The sequence below is a fragment of the Falsiruegeria litorea R37 genome (assembly GCF_900172225.1).
In the GTDB taxonomy this organism is placed as follows: Bacteria; Pseudomonadota; Alphaproteobacteria; order Rhodobacterales; family Rhodobacteraceae; genus Falsiruegeria; species Falsiruegeria litorea.
In genome coordinates this window covers 1,636,780-1,652,705 of record NZ_FWFO01000001.1, presented here as the reverse complement: position 1 = coordinate 1,652,705, position 15,926 = coordinate 1,636,780, and the positions used below count along the sequence as shown (strand labels likewise).

The window sequence follows — 15,926 nt, the reverse complement described above, 5'->3', positions numbered from 1 at the left end:
GCTGCTATGCGTCGACCCAACGCCTAGAGAGCACACAAACCCTTCCCAATAGCGCCACTAAACCGCAAGTTGCGCATGGATGCCTTCACCGGTAACACTTTCGGCAAGTCATTTTTCAGGACCAGACCATGATCGAAAGCATTGAACTCACCTGCGGCCCCACGCACGTTTCCGACCCCGTGAAATGGAACCAGCGCCCCGGCCTGACAATTTTCGTTGGCCCCAACAACTCCGGCAAAAGCGCCCTGCTGGACGATTTGTACAACTGGTGGCCAACCAGAGGAAGCACCAAGCGGTCGTCGTTAAACGACGTCCAACTAACGCCATTTCAGCCATCTATGTTTGAAGAACACCCGAAATTTCGTGGAAGCAATGATAAGGACAGCATCGTGCACAGTGGCACTAATGCGACGCGCGCTATGTGGGCCCACCAATTCGAACGCTACTGGGGGGATCATGAAGCCCGCGAATTTCGACTCGATCTGAGCATCTGGATGAACGGCACCAACCGTTTGGACATGTTGACCGACGAAACAGACGCAGACTTGCAATCCCCAACAACGCCGCTCGCGCGTCTTCTGGCGGACGACGACCGCCGAGCGGAATTCCAAGCGGCCGTATTCTCGGGCCTCAATCACTTTCCAATCGTGGATTGGATCACAGAATACGGAACACTGAACCTCGCCTTTTCACCCGACAAACCCGATGTGAAGGTTGAAAAGTCGTTCACCCCCGAGATGCAGGAATACCTGGCCCAATCCAACCTGTCTTCCCGAGCCAGTAGCGGCTTCAAGGCATACACGGGTATCTTGGGAACCCTCTACGCCACCGACTACAAGCTCATCCTGATCGATGAGCCCGAGGCGTTTCTTCACCCGCCACTTGCGCGAACGCTGGGGAAACAAGTCGCCGAGCAAGCCAAGGACCGGCACGTCTTCGTTGCCACTCACAGCGCCGATTTCCTGATGGGTGCGGTGGATTCCGGTGCGTCAGTTAGAGTTGTCCGGCTGCAATATCAAGACGGAGTTGCTACGGCCTGCATGTTGGACAGCGAAGACCTGAAACAGTTCATGACCGATCCTCTGCTGCGGTCTTCCAATGTACTGTCCGGCCTTTTCGCCCAATCCGTCATCGTAGCCGAAGCCGACACCGACCGTAACTTCTATCAGGAAATCAACAACCGTCTCTTGGCCGAAGGTGATGGCCGGGGCATCGAAAACGCGGTATTCCTGAATGCGCATGAAAAATCCACTGTACCCCGTATCGTCGCAATGCTTCGAAAAATGGGCGTCCCGACTGCTGGCATTGTCGATGTGGACGTGGTCGCGGACAGAAGCGGTGCTTGGACCAATCAGTTGAGAGCTGTCGGCATTCCTTCTTCGATGCATTCCGAACTATCATGCGAGCGGAAAACTATCCTCCATAACATGAAAGAAAACAGCTCGGATCCAACAGGAAAGAGCTACAAAAACGAAGGCGCAATAGACCTGCTGAGCAACGGAGAGCTCAAAGCTGCGCGATCGTGGCTTCGAGAACTGGCCAACTTTGGCCTGTTCGTCGTTCCGATCGGTGAGTTGGAGCATTGGCTGCCCGAACTTGAAGTCCGAGAAAAAGGTCGACCCTGGCTTGGCAAGATATTCTCAAAGATGGGAAGCGATCCCAAGGCACCCGACTACATCCACCCCGCCAAAGGCGACGTCTGGGACTTCATCGCGGATTGCAATGCGTGGCTGACCAATCCCGCGCGTCAGGGGATGGGTGGGGTTGAATAGCCCCCCTTTATGCCGCACTGCAGCGCATTTTGTCGGTGCACGCTTGGTGCACGCATAGTGCACGGATGTCACAGGCACGCTGTACGGGTTTCCTTCGCACCTGCGGCATGAACACGCGACCTCTGGACGGCCCAAGGTGCTTTCCCTATATAATCACTCAGGAAGCAGATCGAGGCCCTGATGACCCATTCGACCGAACCCATGGAAGGCGCACCGCTGATTGCGCCGTCCTCTGTCAATCACCCGCTTTATGACGCCGTGGTGGATGCCTGCCGGAGCGTGTATGACCCGGAAATCCCGGTCAATATCTATGAACTTGGCCTGATCTACACCATTGACATCAATGAAGAAAACGAGGTCCGGGTGATCATGACCCTGACCGCGCCCGGTTGCCCTGTCGCCGGTGAAATGCCCGGCTGGGTGGCTGACGCCGTTGACCCGCTGCCCGGTGTAAAACAGGTCGATGTCGAACTGACGTGGGAGCCGCCCTGGGGCATGGAGATGATGTCGGACGAGGCCCGGCTCGAGCTGGGCTTCATGTAATCCGCCCCAGAGAGAACCTGGACAATATCCATAAAAATCAATGGGCTGTCACAAAATGTTCGTCAGCCCGTTACCATTCCGACGGACGCCTGTCATACTTGCTCGGCAAGAATGAGGACAGAAACGACCGCCGGAGAGACCCCATGCGCCATACCCTGGCCCGCGCCGCACTGATCCTGTGTCCCACCCTCGCCCTTGCCGTGGGCGACAACGAACAGCAGGTGAGCGCACCCGCAATCAGCTATGGTGACCGCCCTGCCTATCTGATCGACAAGCTGCCCGAGGGGGCGCTCAAGACCAAGCTCAGATCCTGCGAAGGACAGACGCCCAAGCGCAGTCTTTTCTCCATCGGTCACCGCGGCGCACCGATGCAATACCCTGAACATACAGTAGAATCCAACGTTGCCGCCGCCCGCATGGGGGCCGGCATCCTGGAATGCGACGTGACCTTTACCAAGGATCATGAGTTGGTCTGCCGCCATGCCCAGAACGATCTGCACACCACCACCAACATCCTGGTGAGCGACTTGGCGGACACATGTGTCGTCCCCTTCACGCCCGCAGATGGCGACACGCCTGCGACGGCCGAGTGCCGCACATCCGAGCTGACATTGGAGCAGTTTCGCATGCTCACGCCCAAGATGGACAGCGCCGACAAAAGCGCCACCACGGCCGAAGCTTTCCAAGGCGGCGTCGCCCCGTGGCGGAGCACGCTCTATACCGACGGCGCAGCCAGCATGACCCATGCCGAATCCATCGCGCTGTTCCGCGATCTGGGCGCCAAGTTCACGCCCGAGCTGAAATCGCCCGCTGTCGAGATGCCTCATGACGGCTTCAGCCAGGCGGATTACGCACAAAAGCTGATCGACGAGTACAAGGCCGCCGGAGTTCCGGCAAAGGACGTCTGGGCGCAATCTTTCAACCTTGACGACGTTCTGTACTGGATTGAAAATGAACCAGAATTCGGCAAGCAGGCCGTATTCCTGGATGCCTCCTATCGGATCAACGGGTTCGTCCATACCGATCCTGCGACCTTCCCCCACGACTTTGCCGATTTGAAAGCCAAGGGTGTCAACTACATTGCGCCGCCGCTTTGGATGCTGCTGAGCGTCGAGGACGGCAAAATGGTGCCCTCGGCCTGGGCTAAAGCCGCCAAAAAAGCTGACTTGAAGATCATTACCTGGACGCTGGAGCGTTCGGGCCCGCTGGCACATGGTGGCGGCTGGTATTTCCAATCGGTCAAGGATTTGACCACCGATGACAGCATGTATCTGCAGGTTCTGGATGTGCTGGCACAGGATGTGGGCGTCGAGGGCGTGTTCTCGGACTGGCCCGCCACGGTAACCTATTATGCCAATTGCATGGGCCTCTGATCCCCCCACCCCATCGGGCCCATCACCGGAACCGTTCCTGCCCCTCGGGAACGGTTCCTTTTTTGTTGAACCGCAGCCCCTTGAGCCTTGGACGAGGGCGTCCTAGATTAAGGGCAACGCGCAAACGGAGATCAACATGTTCGGCATTCCCGGCAAGCAGGCTGTCACGATGACACCCAAGGCGGCGGCCCAGATCGCAAAGCTCATGGCCAAGGATGGCCACTCGGGCCTGCGCATCGGCGTCAAGAAGGGCGGTTGCGCGGGCATGGAATACACCATGGAATACGTGACCCAGACCGATCCGCTGGACGAAGTGGTCGAGCAGGACGGCGCGCGCGTGATGATTGCCCCCATGGCGCAGATGTTCCTGTTTGGCACCCAGATCGACTATGAGGTCTCGCTGCTCGAGGCCGGGTTCAAGTTCAGCAACCCCAATGTGGTGGATGCCTGTGGCTGCGGTGAATCGATCAAGTTCAAGGATGCCAGCGAACTGCAACAGGACGCCTGACGCGCTGCTCTTTTCCTAAACCGGGGCGCTCCCGCCCGTCGTCAATACCCCTTGTGGGACATCTCCTCCCGTTGGGCCAGGCTCATGCGGGCCTTGCCCGCATGAGCCTGGCCCCCCGCCGTCCGCAGGACGCGAGGCCGATAGGCCGCGCAGGTGGGCAATGTCACGCTTTCTGATTTTGCAGATGCACATAGGTCTCGTCATAGCGCCGAGTCAGGTGCTCGCCCGCAGTGATCACCTCGCCGGACCCTGGCGGGGCGACGTTGGTGTCATAGGACGGGTTGAAAAACAGCGGCACCGACAGGCGTTCGTTGGCGCTTCCCACCACACGATGCTCTGTTGCCTTGACCTGCCCTGCCGTCCAGAACTCCAGCATCTCGCCAAAGTTGATCACAAACTCACCCGGCTGCGTGGTCACTGCATCCCAGGTGCCGTCCGCCCTCTTCACCTCAAGCCCCGGCACACCGTCGGTGGCCAGCAGGGTCAGGCAGCCATAGTCGGTATGAGCCGCGATCCCGAAATCCCGCGCCCCGGCCCAAGCGGGCCGTTGCGGATAATAATTGCCCCTGAGCAGCGCCATCGGCGGATCGAATGCCGCGTCAAACGCCGACGCGTCCTGCCCCACCACATGCGCGATTGCCCGCAGCACCTCCATCGCGACGCCTGAGGCCTCTTGGAAATAGAGCTGAATGTCCTCGCGAAACCCCTTTGGCGTATCGGGCCACAGGTTCGGAGCATAAACGCTCAGGTTGCGGGCGTGTACCGGGTGATCCGGCGCCAACTCGAACCCGCAATCGAACACCTGCTTGTAGTCGGGATTGGCATTTGGATCGACCTGTTCGGATTGTCCCCCGCCCCAGCCCCGGTTCGATCCTGTCCGCGCCATGTCGACCGTATGTTTGACCGCCTCAGGCTGTTGGAAAAAGCGTCGGTAGGTTTCGATCACTTCCATCACACGCGCCGCGCTTAGGCCGGTATTGGTGATCTTGAGGAACCCCACGTTGCGGACCTCCTGCGCCAATCGTTGCAGCTCTGCCGGGTTTCGCGCCTTGAGCAGCTGAAGATCCAGGTTTTCCAGCATTCCGCGCCTCCCGCCGCTTGTGAGTGCTTGCCCGGGCCTCTACCGGCTGCGCATGACGGGGGCAACCGCAATTGTCACCCCGCCCCGGCGGTGCTATCGGGGGTGGGATAACACCACAGAGCATTAGGGCGAGGGCATCACATGCGGCGCAAACTGGCGGCAGGCAATTGGAAAATGAACGGCATCGGCGCGAACCTCGCCGAGTTGGAGAGCCTGGCCACGGCCCATGCAAACGCTGGTGTCGACATTCTGATCTGCCCCCCTGCCACCTTGCTGCACCGTGCCGCCGAAGTCGCCAAAGACACCAGCATTCGGATCGGCGGTCAGGATTGCCACGCCAATGCAAGCGGTGCCCACACCGGGGACATCAGCGCGCAGATGCTGGCGGATACGGGCGCCACAGCCGTGATCGTCGGCCATTCGGAACGCCGCGAGGATCATGATGAGCGCAACGAAGATGCGCGCGCCAAGGCCAAGGCCGCCATCGACGCTGGCCTGACAGCTGTGATCTGCCTCGGCGAGAGCCTGGCACAGCGCGAGGCCGCCAACACGCTCGACATCATCGCGGGTCAGATGTCCGGCTCGATCCCCGATCTGGCGACCGGCGAAAACGTGGTGATCGCATATGAACCGATCTGGGCCATTGGCACCGGCAAGGTGCCCACGCTGGAGCAGATCGGCGAAGTGCACGACTTTATCCGTGCGCGGCTAGAACGCCGTTTTGGTGAGGGCGTTGGCCGCTCGGTTCGCCTGCTTTACGGCGGTTCGGTCAAACCCGGGAACGCGGCAGACATCTTTGCGGTGCCCAATGTCGATGGCGCGCTCGTCGGCGGCGCGAGCCTCACGGCGGCGGATTTCTCGCCCATCATCACGGCGCTGGAACAGGCCTAAGCCCCAAGCCCCCTGCTTCTTCTTGTTTGAAAATACGGCGGGGGAGTCGCGCAAGCGACGGGGGCAGCGCCCCCTCCCACGGCCGAAAAAACAAAGCCGGGCCTGTTTCCAAGCCCGGCTTTCTTGTTACGCTAAACACTCGCTACTTCGTTATGATCTCCGGCCCCATCACCGCGTTCGGGATGACCGTGCTGAGCCATGGGATGTAAGTGATCATGATCAGGAAGACGAAGAGCACCGCCAGGAACGGCAGGGCCGCCCGCACAACGCTCATCATCGGCATGCCTGCCACGCCTGAGGTCACAAACAGGTTCAGACCCACCGGCGGGGTGATCATCCCGATTTCCATGTTCACCACCATGATGATGCCCAGATGGATCGGGTCGATGCCCAGTTCGATGGCAATCGGGAAGACCAGCGGGGCGACGATAACCAAAAGACCCGAGGGCTCCATGAACTGACCACCGATCAGCAGGATCACGTTCACCACGACCAGGAACATCACCGGACCAAAGCCCGCCGACAGCATCGCATTGGCGATATGCTGCGGGATCTGCTCATCGGTCAGCACGTGCTTGAGGATCAGCGCGTTGGCGATCACGAACAGCAGCGTGACGGTCAGTTTGCCCGCCTCAAACAGCGTGTGCTTGGTATCGGCGTGAAAGAAGGCCGTGACCAGAGCAATTGGCTTGCGCATCAGCGCGGTCTTGGGCGCATCTTCACCATTCGATAGCGGGCCCATGTCCTTGTAGACAAAGCACGCGATGAAAAAGGCATAGACAGCCGCCACCGCGGCGGCCTCGGTTGGGGTAAAGATACCGCCATAGATGCCGCCCAGGATGATCACGATCAGGAACAGACCCCAGCCCGCGTCACGCGCAGATTGGAAAATCTCACCCCAGCCCTGCCATTCACCTTTGGGCAGGTTCTTGACCTTGGCCATGACATAAATGGTCACCATCAACATGATGCCCGCCATCAGACCTGGAATGATGCCAGCCAGGAACATGCGACCGACCGAGACTTCGACCGCAGCCGCATAGACCACCATCACGATGGACGGTGGGATCAGGATGCCAAGCGTACCGGCGTTACAGATGACGCCTGCCGCGAATTCCTTGGAATAGCCAACTTGCCGCATACCCGCGATCACGATCGAGCCGATGGCCACAACGGTTGCAGGCGACGAGCCGGACAGGGCCGCAAAAAGCATACAAGCAAAGACGCCCGCAATCGCCAGACCGCCGGGCAGATGGCCCACGCAGGCGATCGAGAACCGGATGATCCGCCGCGCCACGCCGCCCGTCGTCATGAAAGACGAGGCCAGAATGAAGAACGGGATCGCCAGCAGCGTAAAGTGACCCTCAAACGCTTCGAACAAAGTGCCCGCGACCGACGCCAGCGAACTGTCGGAGTAGACCAGCAGGAACAAGGTGGAACTCAGGCCCAGAGACACCGCAATCGGCACGCCGATCAGCAGCAGGCCGATCACCATCGAAAATAGAAGAACGACGTCCATCAATCATGCTCCCCTTGCTGAGCACGGACGGCTTCCAGCTCGTCCTCTACTTCGTGGCTGGCGACCAGGCGGTCGGTTTCGCCGCGCAAGATCTGCATGGCGGCTTGCGCAAAGCGATAGACCAGCAGCAGCATCGACAGTGGCAGCACCAGATAAGGCACCACTTTGGGCATCTTTTCATAGGCGTCGCCGTAGTTGATCAGATCCTCAAGAAACCGCAGCGCACCGATCATCGGCACATCTTGCACCTCATAGAACGACTGGCTGCGCGCCTTCATGTCGAACCCGGTCGGGAACCAGCGGCCCGAAGTGGGCGGCAGGTCCGCAAAGACGGCCCAATAGTCATAGGCCCCTTTCAGCATAAGCAGCGAGAAGATCAGGCAGGCCGCGACCGCGATCAGCGCCAATGCGCGCCGCGCGGCTGGCGCCAGCATGTTCACGATGGCATCGACACCCAGGTGCGCGTGTTTCTTGACCGCGTAAGATGCGCCCAGCAGAACCAGCCAGGCAAACAGAAACACGGTGGCCTCCAGCGCCCACAGGATGTTCGAGTTGAATGCAAAGCGCGCGACGACGTTTGCGAAGGTGATTATCGTCATCAGCCCCAGAAGCGCCGCAATCACGGTCTCCTCAAGCCGGTCGACAAACCCGGGTGAACCGGTGGTCTGACCAGACATCTCACTGTCCTCGTTTTGTTTTGGATTTTTGGGTTTGAGGCAGGCCGATCAACCGGCCCGCCCGCGCGCGCATCCAACACTCCCCAGCTTCGGACGCGGCGCTATCTAGTGGAACGTGTTCTGTTCTTTTGAATTCACAGGACCCTGCCTCTCGGCGAGCCTCGAACAGGCCCTATGAATGTCCAATTGATTGATCAAACAGACCACGTCCCCAAATCAGAAACCGGCGTTGATCGCCTGAGCTGCGTCGATCTTGTCCTGACCCACGTCGCCTGCAAACTTGTCCCAAACCGGCTTCATTGTATCGACCCAGGCCTGACGCTGCGTGGCGTCCAACTGACGGATGGTGCCGCCTGCATCAATGATTGCCTGCTTGGCGCCTTCGTTTACGGCAAAGGCTTCGCTGTTGCGCGTCTCGGTCACTTCGCTCAGGATGGTGGTGAACTGATCACGCACGGCCGGGTCCAGGCTGTCGAGCCAGTCCACGGAGGTCACGACCAGATAGTCGATGATGCCGTGGTTGGTTTCGGTCACACCGTCCTGAACCTCAAAGAACTTCTTGCCGTAGATGTTCGACCAGGTGTTCTCCTGCCCGTCCACAACACCCTGCTGCAGCGCGCCATAGACTTCCGAGAAGGCCATCTTCTGCGGCGAGCCACCGATGGCTTCCATCTGGGCCACCAGAACGTCCGACGACTGAACGCGGAACTTCAGGCCATTTGCATCGGTCGGCGCGACCAGCGGCTTGTTGGCCGACATCTGCTTCATGCCGTTGTGCCAGAACGCAAGGCCCTGCAGACCGCGGCGCTGCATGCTGTCGAGCATCGCCTGACCGTCTGCTGACGACTGGAACGCGTCCACGGCTTCAATGTTCTTGAACATGAACGGCAGGTCGAACAGGCGGAACTGCTTGGTGAACTTTTCAAACTTCGACAGCGACGGTGCGGCAAGCTGCACGTCGCCCTGCAACATGGCTTCGAGCACCTTGTTGTCGTTGTACAGCGTGGAGTTCGGATAGACCTCCATGCACATGGTGCCGTTCATCTCGTCATTGACGCGTTGCTCCAGCAGCGAGGCGGCGATCCCCTTGGGGTGCTTGTCGGTGTTGGTGACATGCGCAAACTTGACGACGATCTCACCATCATCACAGGCGGCAAACCCGGCGGTGGCGGTGACGCTCAGCGCCAGTGCGGTTGCGGCGGTTGCTAGAAATTTCATCTGCTCTCTCCCTACAGATTGTCTGAACCAGATTGGCAAACGCCGAAGAGCGGCGTGCTGAACGAAGTGAACCGACTCACGGACAACAGCTCAACGATTTGTAGCGAACTGGTACATACTTCGATTTTTATCTTTTATTTTCAAATCACTGATGGGGTGCCCCACGGTTTTGAAAAGCGCCTTGTTCCCTTGATGTGCGAATTTCCGCACATCCCGCCTCCCACTTGTGCGAAAATCCGCACATCCAGACGAATCACCTCTCCGAATCACGGTGCCGCAGGCCGGGCCCGACAGGGGCCGACCTGCCCAGACAAAGTAGATATGGCCAAGTCTGTTCGGACACATCTTTGATGTGATCCGCAGACGCGGGAGCGCCCCTCCCTTCTACCGACGGTAGTCTTCGGGCCTTATGCCGTAACGGGTGAGCTTGTCGTAAAAGGTCTTGCGCGGCAGTTTCAGCACCTTGGCCGCCTCGGACGCCTTGCCGTTGTTGCGCCCAAGGGCAGACACCAGCAAAGCCCGTTCCACCCGCGCCAATTGCTCCGCCAGCCCCAGCTCTGCCGCCTGCGCCACATCTTCGGGCATGCCCAGAACGAATCGCATCGCAGCTGACATCAGCGACCGCGCGTTTCCCGGCCAATCCTGCGCCATGAGCGCGGCCAGATGATCCGGCGTGATCTCGGGCGCGTCTATGCCTGCCTGCTCGGCGGCCTGCGCCACGTAGTGTCGGAACAGCACGGGAATATCCTCGGGCCGCTCGGCCAGGGACGGGATGCGCACCCGCATCACATCAAGGCGATAGAAGAGATCGGCATTGAACACCCCCTGCGCCGCCAAAGCCCCCAGATCCGCAGTGGTTCCGGCCAATATGCGCGTGCCGGCCCCCTGCTCGATCAGCTCAAGTGCCGCGTATTGCGTCGCCTCGGGCATGGCCGAGACCTCATCCAGAAACAAGGACCCACCCGAAGCCTCATCACACAGCCGCGCAAATTCCTGCGCGCTCAGCCCGGCGGCGGGACGTTTGACAAAAGGGCCCTGCCCCGCGGGCGACATCAGGTGAACCACCTCGGCCACCTTGGAAATGCCGCTCCCTGCCGGCCCGGTCACCAACACCTCGGCCCCCGTGCGCGCCACTGACCGCACCCGCGCGCGCAGTTCCTCGGACTGCGACGAGGTGCCAAAGAGCATCCGCGCCGCCGGATCACCGGTCTCCAGCTGCAATTTCAACGCCCGGTTTTCCAGCACCAGCGCGCGCGTGCGGCTGGCCCGCTCCAGCACCGCCAGCAAATCCGCACGGGCGCAGGGTTTTTCCAGGAACCCGAACGCCCCCTGCCCCATAGCCTTGACCGCCATCGGGATGTCGCCTTCGCCGGTCAACAAGATCACCGGCAACTCGGCGTCCACCTCTTGCGTGTAATCGAGCAAGTGAAACCCGTCCCGCCCCGGCATGCGGATGTCAGACAGGATCACCCCATCGAAATCGGGCCGGATGTGATCCTTGGCGGCCACGAAAGACCCCGCCGTCAGCGCGTCATAATCCGCCAGCTCGAGCGTCTGCGACAGTGCTTCGCGCACGGCGGCATCATCGTCGATCAATAAAACCCTGCACGTCATGCCGCCTGCTCCTTGCCAAAAGGCTCCAGTTCCACCGTGAACACCGCGCCCTGGTCCGTGTTGGCCCCGCGAATATTACCGCCAAAGCTCTGCACCAACCCGTATGAGATCGAAAGCCCCAATCCCATCCCTTCGGAGCTGCCAACCGCCTTGGTGGAATAGAACGGATCAAAGATCTTTTCGGGCTCTTCAATTCCAGGTCCGGTGTCGGACACCGTAACATGCAGCCGATTGCCACCATGAACGACGATCTCGATCTGCTTGTCTTCTGCATCCGCCATGGCGTCCACCGCATTGTTGATCAGATTGACGAACACCTGCCCCAATCGCACCTCTCCGCCCCAGGCATAGACCGGCGTCAGCGAGCGCGCCCAATTCAGCGTGACACCTTCCGCCTTGAGGTGCGTGGCCGTCAGTTCGACAGCCGTGTCAATCACCTGCACCAGATCGACCTTGCCCATCGGCTCGCTCTCATTGCGGGCAAAGGCGCGCAGGTTCTTGATGATCCGCGCCATGCGTGCGGCCATGTCCGAGATGCGCCCCAGATTTTCACCCGCCTTCTCGCTCCGGCCCCGATCCAGAAAGGCCGCGCCGTTGTCGGCAAACTGCTGGATCGCCATCAGCGGCTGATTGAGCTCGTGACTGATGCCCGCCGACATCTGTCCAAGCGCCGACAGCTTGCCCGCCTGCACCAGATCCGCCTGCGCGCGTTTGAGCGCCGCTTCGGCCTCTTCACGTTCACTTACCTCGCGACGCAGCTGCACATTGGTGTCTTGCAAAACACGCGTTCGATCCGCCACGCGGCTTTCCAGATCCGCATTGGCCAAGGTCAACGCCCGGCGCCGTTCCGACGCCAAAAACAGCAACGCGCCAAAGGCCAAACACAGGGCCGCCAAAGCGGCCGCCTGAAGCCCCGCGATCCGGGCCGCGGGGGCCACATCCACGATGATTTCCCCCGTCATTCCGATTTGCGGCAGGCTGACGGTGGTGTGCAAGCCTGCGCGCGGCACATGTGGCCCCCAGTTGAGCTGCCAGATCTCATGCTCGCCCACATCAATGGAGCCAAAGGCAGGAGCATCCCCCGTGACCGGGGCCAGGCCGATCTGCCCTGCCTCTCTTTGCCAGAACAGCAGCTCGGGCCGGTTCGAGATAAAAACCTTTCCCGCGTCATCAGTGAAGAACACTGGCGGGAGCGAGCCGCGCCATGTCTGTTCCACATCTTCCAGATCAGCGACCACGATCAGCACACCGCGGACCGGGCCGTCGGGCTCAAACGCGGGCGCGGCATAGAAATAGGCGCGCCGCCCGGTCTGGGGCATGACCTCATGATGGGTGCCTAGCGCGCCCTGAAGTGCGCGTTCGAAATAAGGAGTTCGGGACAGGTCCTGCCCCGCCAAACCCTGGGCTGCGGCTAGCACCCGACCGTTGCGGTCGGCGAAAGCCACATCCAAAGCCCCGGTCTTGTCGGCAATTGCCACCATCAGCGTATTGGCCTGGGCCTGCATCTCGGGACTGTTGTCGAGGCCGCGCAGCCCGGGATGCGTCGCCGTCAGCACCGCAAGTTCCTGATAAATCTGCAACTGGGTGCTTAACCGGTCGCTGGCCAATGCCAGATCGGCCTCGGCCCTCAACGCCAGTTGATCCAGCGCCTGACGATAGCCATAGGTCCAGACGCCCGCGGCAAGGGTCGCCACCACGCCAAAGAACCCAACGATGATCCAGCTGCGCTGACGCCAATATCCCTTCATGTCCCTGATCTTAGCAAAGCTGCTCTTGCATTGACCAGAGGCGCGCGGCACACCCGAAGCATGAAGACTTTGCACCAGACCCCCACAGCCCCGGAATTTGTCCAAGATCCTTATGCCTTCTATCGCGCGGCCCGCGCCGATGGGGATCTGCAGTTTTGGGCCGACTACGGCATGCCTGCCGCCTTTACTCATGCTGCTGTGCAAAGCCTGTTGAAAGACCGCCGCTTTGGCCGCGAGGTTCCACCCGAGATGGCCAAACCCGGCCCGGCGCATCTGGCCCCGTGGCTTGCGATCGAGGCGACCTCACTGCTCGAAGCGGAACCGCCGCGCCACACGCGGCTGCGCGCGCTGGTTCTGCGCGCCTTCACCTCGCGCGCCATAGGCTCGCTGGCCCCGGACATCGAAACCCTCTGTCACCATCTGATCGACCAATTCCCCGATGGCCCGTTCGACCTGCTCGACGCCTATTGCACCCAAGTGCCGGTGATCACGATCTGCCGTCTATTGGGCGTGCCCGAGGCAATGGCGCCTGATCTGTTGAAGTGGTCCCATGACATGGTCGCGATGTATCAGGCCAGCCGCACACGCGAGACCGAGGATGCTGCAGCCCGCGCCTCAACCGAGTTTGCGGATTTCCTGCGTGGCTATATTGATGAACGCCGCAACGACCCACGCGACGACCTGATCACCCGTCTGATCGCAGCCGAAGAAGAAGGCGAGAAGCTGAACACCGACGAGCTGATCGGCACCTGCATCCTGTTGCTGAATGCCGGGCATGAAGCGACAGTGCATGCCTTGTCGAACGGGGTTAAGACGCTGCTTGAAACCGGATCGGTTGATACATTGTTCAGCAATGCCTTGGACGAAACGGTCGAGGAAATCCTGCGTTACGACCCGCCCCTGCATATGTTCACGCGCTATGCCTATGAGGACGTTCAACTTTACGGGCATGACTTCAAACGCGGCGATCAGGTGGCGCTGCTTTTGGGGGCAGCCAACCGCGATCCGGCGATCTGGAGCGATCCAGACCGCTTTGATCCCACCCGTCACATCCAGACCAACACCAGCTTTGGCGGCGGGCTGCATTTCTGTGTCGGCGCGCCGCTCGCGCGTCTGGAACTGCGCATCGCGCTGCCGATCCTGTTTCAACGCTGCCCGAACCTGATGCTGAACGCCCCGCCGGAATACGCCAACACCTACCATTTCCACGGCCTTACTCGGCTAGAGGTGTCGAAGGGTTGAAAAGACCGTGCTTCGCCCAAACTATGGAGAAGAGCACCGAAACCACAGAGAGCGCCCGTGCCCACCCCAACCGATCTGAACCGCTGGCTGATTTCTGACGGTCGTCTGCTTGGCGACGAGATCGCCATCGTGCGCGGCTATTGTCAGGCTTTGGTCGATATGGGCGTTCCGCTGGCGCGGGTGCGGGTGGCACAGCAATATTCCAATCCAATCCTCAGCGCCTGGGGCATCATCTGGACGCCGCAGAACACCGAGAAATACGTTGTCCCGTCGACCATCCTGGATACCTCGGCCTGGAAGGGCAGCCCGTTCGAACATGTCATCACCACGCGAACATCGTTGCGCAAACGGATCATGGATCTGAACCTTGCCCATGAACACGACGTCTATGCCGAGCTTGCGGCAGGCGGGGCGACGGATTTCTTTGCAATGGCATTGGAATATGGCGATGGGTCTGTTCAGGGAACCAGCCTGACAACGCACCATCCCGATGGATTCAGCGACGCCGACATCCAAGCGTTTGAAGACACCCGCCAAGCGTTGGCCGCCGCGATGGAACCGATTGCAATGCGCGAATCCCAAGACAGCCTGTTGCGCACCTATCTGGGCGATGGTCCGGCTGTTGAGATCGGGGACGGCCACATCAAACGCGGCGAGAACACCTCGGTTTCGGCCGCGATCCTGATTGCTGATCTGCGCGGGTTCACCGCCAAGTCCGAAGCCTGGCCCGAGGCCAAGCTGCTCACGGTGATGGGGGATTACTTCGACATGATCGTTACGGCCGTTCGGGATCAAGGCGGCGATGTGCTCAAGTTCATGGGCGATGGCGTTCTGGCGATCTTTCGCGACGACGATGCCAACCGGGCTTGCACCGCCACGATTAAAGCCGCCGAACAAGCTCTCGCCGCGCTTGAAAGTTACAATCAATGCGCCCAGGAAGAGAGCCGTGAACAGATCGCCTTTGTCCTGAGTGCTGATTTTGGCCCGGTCACTTTTGGCAACATCGGCAGCCCCGACCGGCTCGATTACACCGTGGTTGGCCCGCCGGTGAATATGGCAAGCCGGGTGCAGGCGCTTTGCAAGAACCTGCACCACCCGGCCTTGTTCACCGCCGCCGTGGCCCAACACGCGCAGGCCAAAACCGCCAGCATTGGTCCTCATGACATCCGCGGTGTCGCCGATCCGGTCGAACTGTTCCGCCTATAGCGGCAGCATCGTGGTTGATTTGATCTCTTCCATCGACAAGAGCGCTGTGACGTTGTGCACCCGCACCTCGGAAATGAGCGCCTGATAAAAGGCATCATAAGCCCGCGCGTTCTGCACCCGCACTTTCAGGATATAGTCGATGTCGCCCGCCAGGCGGTGCGCCTCTTGCACTTCGGGGCGATCCCGCAAGGCCTTTAGGAAGGCTTTCTGCCACTCGGCCTCATGCTCGGACGTGCGGATCAGGACAAAGAAACAGGCCTCGAACCCAAGCGCCTCGGCGTCCAGTTGCACCGTCTGCTGACCGATCACACCAGCACCGCGCAGCTTGCGGATGCGATTCCAGACCGGCGTCTTGGAGGACCCCACGCGAGACGCGATTTCGTCCAGCGACTGGCTAGCGTCGCGTTGCAGCTCAGCCAGAATTTTCCGATCTGTGTCGTCTATTCGTACCGACATTCCTGTTTTCCCTCTCATTCGAAACCGGCGTTCCGTTTCGCCGAACTTCGAAAACACTTGTCCTTATTTGATCGCCCA

14 protein-coding genes are annotated in these 15,926 nt (G+C 60.3%); 7 read left to right on the top strand and 7 right to left on the bottom strand.

The genetic code is table 11. From position 1 onward, the window contains the following. Positions 1–128 precede the first annotated feature (128 nt). The 4 genes from TRL7639_RS08165 to TRL7639_RS08150 all read left to right on the top strand — a co-directional run bounded on the left by TRL7639_RS08165 (position 129) and on the right by TRL7639_RS08150 (position 4,196). The gene (locus TRL7639_RS08165) at positions 129–1,772 is read left to right on the top strand and encodes an ATP-dependent nuclease (RefSeq protein WP_085795228.1); all 1,644 of its coding nucleotides are present in this window, start codon (positions 129–131) and stop codon (positions 1,770–1,772) included. Positions 1,773–1,952: 180 nt separating this feature from the next. Then, positions 1,953–2,315 carry an SUF system Fe-S cluster assembly protein gene (locus TRL7639_RS08160; protein WP_085795227.1) on the top strand — a complete coding sequence of 121 codons (363 nt, stop codon included), beginning with the start codon at positions 1,953–1,955 and terminating at the stop codon, positions 2,313–2,315. A gap of 143 nt (positions 2,316–2,458) precedes the next feature. Further along, entirely contained in the window at positions 2,459–3,688 is a 1,230-nt protein-coding gene (locus TRL7639_RS08155) for a glycerophosphodiester phosphodiesterase family protein (protein WP_085795226.1), read from the top strand. A 136-nt stretch (positions 3,689–3,824) separates the two neighbouring features. Beyond that, positions 3,825–4,196, top strand: a complete 372-nt coding sequence (locus TRL7639_RS08150; RefSeq protein ID WP_085795225.1) for a HesB/IscA family protein — start codon at positions 3,825–3,827, stop codon at positions 4,194–4,196. 163 nt (positions 4,197–4,359) lie between these two features. Here the strand turns inward: TRL7639_RS08150 and TRL7639_RS08145 are convergent, their stop codons facing one another. Next, positions 4,360–5,277: an isopenicillin N synthase family dioxygenase gene (locus TRL7639_RS08145; RefSeq protein WP_085795224.1), complete on the bottom strand. Its 918-nt coding sequence runs from the start codon at positions 5,275–5,277 to the stop codon at positions 4,360–4,362. Positions 5,278–5,418: 141 nt separating this feature from the next. Between TRL7639_RS08145 and tpiA the strand changes: the two genes are divergently transcribed. Further along, positions 5,419–6,168, top strand: coding sequence for a triose-phosphate isomerase (tpiA, locus tag TRL7639_RS08140; protein ID WP_085795223.1), 750 nt, complete (start codon positions 5,419–5,421; stop codon positions 6,166–6,168). 142 nt (positions 6,169–6,310) lie between these two features. Here the strand turns inward: tpiA and TRL7639_RS08135 are convergent, their stop codons facing one another. The 5 genes from TRL7639_RS08135 to TRL7639_RS08115 form a co-directional block, all read right to left on the bottom strand. Next, positions 6,311–7,687 carry a TRAP transporter large permease gene (locus tag TRL7639_RS08135; protein WP_085795222.1) on the bottom strand — a complete coding sequence of 459 codons (1,377 nt, stop codon included), beginning with the start codon at positions 7,685–7,687 and terminating at the stop codon, positions 6,311–6,313. Continuing rightward, positions 7,687–8,364 (bottom strand): TRAP transporter small permease, encoded by a 678-nt coding sequence (locus tag TRL7639_RS08130; RefSeq protein ID WP_085795221.1) that lies wholly within the window; start codon positions 8,362–8,364, stop codon positions 7,687–7,689. Before TRL7639_RS08130 ends, TRL7639_RS08135 begins: the two co-directional genes overlap by 1 nt. Before the next feature lie 216 nt (positions 8,365–8,580). Next, the gene (locus TRL7639_RS08125) at positions 8,581–9,582 is read right to left on the bottom strand and encodes a DctP family TRAP transporter solute-binding subunit (protein WP_085795220.1); all 1,002 of its coding nucleotides are present in this window, start codon (positions 9,580–9,582) and stop codon (positions 8,581–8,583) included. A gap of 384 nt (positions 9,583–9,966) precedes the next feature. Further along, the gene (locus TRL7639_RS08120) at positions 9,967–11,196 is read right to left on the bottom strand and encodes a sigma-54-dependent transcriptional regulator (protein WP_085795219.1); all 1,230 of its coding nucleotides are present in this window, start codon (positions 11,194–11,196) and stop codon (positions 9,967–9,969) included. Continuing rightward, a complete protein-coding gene (locus tag TRL7639_RS08115) occupies positions 11,193–12,944 on the bottom strand; it encodes a sensor histidine kinase (protein WP_085795218.1) in 1,752 nt (583 codons plus the stop codon). The genes TRL7639_RS08120 and TRL7639_RS08115 overlap by 4 nt, the downstream gene beginning before the upstream one ends. A gap of 60 nt (positions 12,945–13,004) precedes the next feature. Here TRL7639_RS08115 and TRL7639_RS08110 point away from each other — a divergent pair, with 60 nt between their 5' ends. Both TRL7639_RS08110 and TRL7639_RS08105 read left to right on the top strand, forming a co-directional pair. Beyond that, the gene (locus TRL7639_RS08110; protein ID WP_085795217.1) at positions 13,005–14,186 is read left to right on the top strand and encodes a cytochrome P450; all 1,182 of its coding nucleotides are present in this window, start codon (positions 13,005–13,007) and stop codon (positions 14,184–14,186) included. A gap of 57 nt (positions 14,187–14,243) precedes the next feature. Further along, positions 14,244–15,392: an adenylate/guanylate cyclase domain-containing protein gene (locus tag TRL7639_RS08105; protein ID WP_085795216.1), complete on the top strand. Its 1,149-nt coding sequence runs from the start codon at positions 14,244–14,246 to the stop codon at positions 15,390–15,392. Here TRL7639_RS08105 and TRL7639_RS08100 read toward each other — a convergent pair. Continuing rightward, on the bottom strand, positions 15,387–15,848 hold the full coding sequence (locus tag TRL7639_RS08100; RefSeq protein ID WP_085795215.1) for an Lrp/AsnC family transcriptional regulator: 462 nt from the start codon (positions 15,846–15,848) through the stop codon (positions 15,387–15,389). The genes TRL7639_RS08105 and TRL7639_RS08100 overlap by 6 nt on opposite strands. Positions 15,849–15,926: the final 78 nt, after the last annotated feature.

Excerpts from the sequence above, each read along its gene's own strand:
- TRL7639_RS08165 (WP_085795228.1), top strand. The coding sequence starts at position 129 with ATGATCGAAAGCATTGAACTCACCTGCGGCCCCACGCACGTTTCCGAC.
- TRL7639_RS08160 (WP_085795227.1), top strand. The coding sequence starts at position 1,953 with ATGACCCATTCGACCGAACCCATGGAAGGCGCACCGCTGATTGCGCCG.
- TRL7639_RS08155 (WP_085795226.1), top strand. The coding sequence starts at position 2,459 with ATGCGCCATACCCTGGCCCGCGCCGCACTGATCCTGTGTCCCACCCTC.
- TRL7639_RS08150 (WP_085795225.1), top strand. The coding sequence starts at position 3,825 with ATGTTCGGCATTCCCGGCAAGCAGGCTGTCACGATGACACCCAAGGCG.
- TRL7639_RS08145 (WP_085795224.1), bottom strand. The coding sequence starts at position 5,277 with ATGCTGGAAAACCTGGATCTTCAGCTGCTCAAGGCGCGAAACCCGGCA.
- tpiA (WP_085795223.1), top strand. The coding sequence starts at position 5,419 with ATGCGGCGCAAACTGGCGGCAGGCAATTGGAAAATGAACGGCATCGGC.
- TRL7639_RS08135 (WP_085795222.1), bottom strand. The coding sequence starts at position 7,687 with ATGGACGTCGTTCTTCTATTTTCGATGGTGATCGGCCTGCTGCTGATC.
- TRL7639_RS08130 (WP_085795221.1), bottom strand. The coding sequence starts at position 8,364 with ATGTCTGGTCAGACCACCGGTTCACCCGGGTTTGTCGACCGGCTTGAG.
- TRL7639_RS08125 (WP_085795220.1), bottom strand. The coding sequence starts at position 9,582 with ATGAAATTTCTAGCAACCGCCGCAACCGCACTGGCGCTGAGCGTCACC.
- TRL7639_RS08120 (WP_085795219.1), bottom strand. The coding sequence starts at position 11,196 with ATGACGTGCAGGGTTTTATTGATCGACGATGATGCCGCCGTGCGCGAA.
- TRL7639_RS08115 (WP_085795218.1), bottom strand. The coding sequence starts at position 12,944 with ATGAAGGGATATTGGCGTCAGCGCAGCTGGATCATCGTTGGGTTCTTT.
- TRL7639_RS08110 (WP_085795217.1), top strand. The coding sequence starts at position 13,005 with ATGAAGACTTTGCACCAGACCCCCACAGCCCCGGAATTTGTCCAAGAT.
- TRL7639_RS08100 (WP_085795215.1), bottom strand. The coding sequence starts at position 15,848 with ATGTCGGTACGAATAGACGACACAGATCGGAAAATTCTGGCTGAGCTG.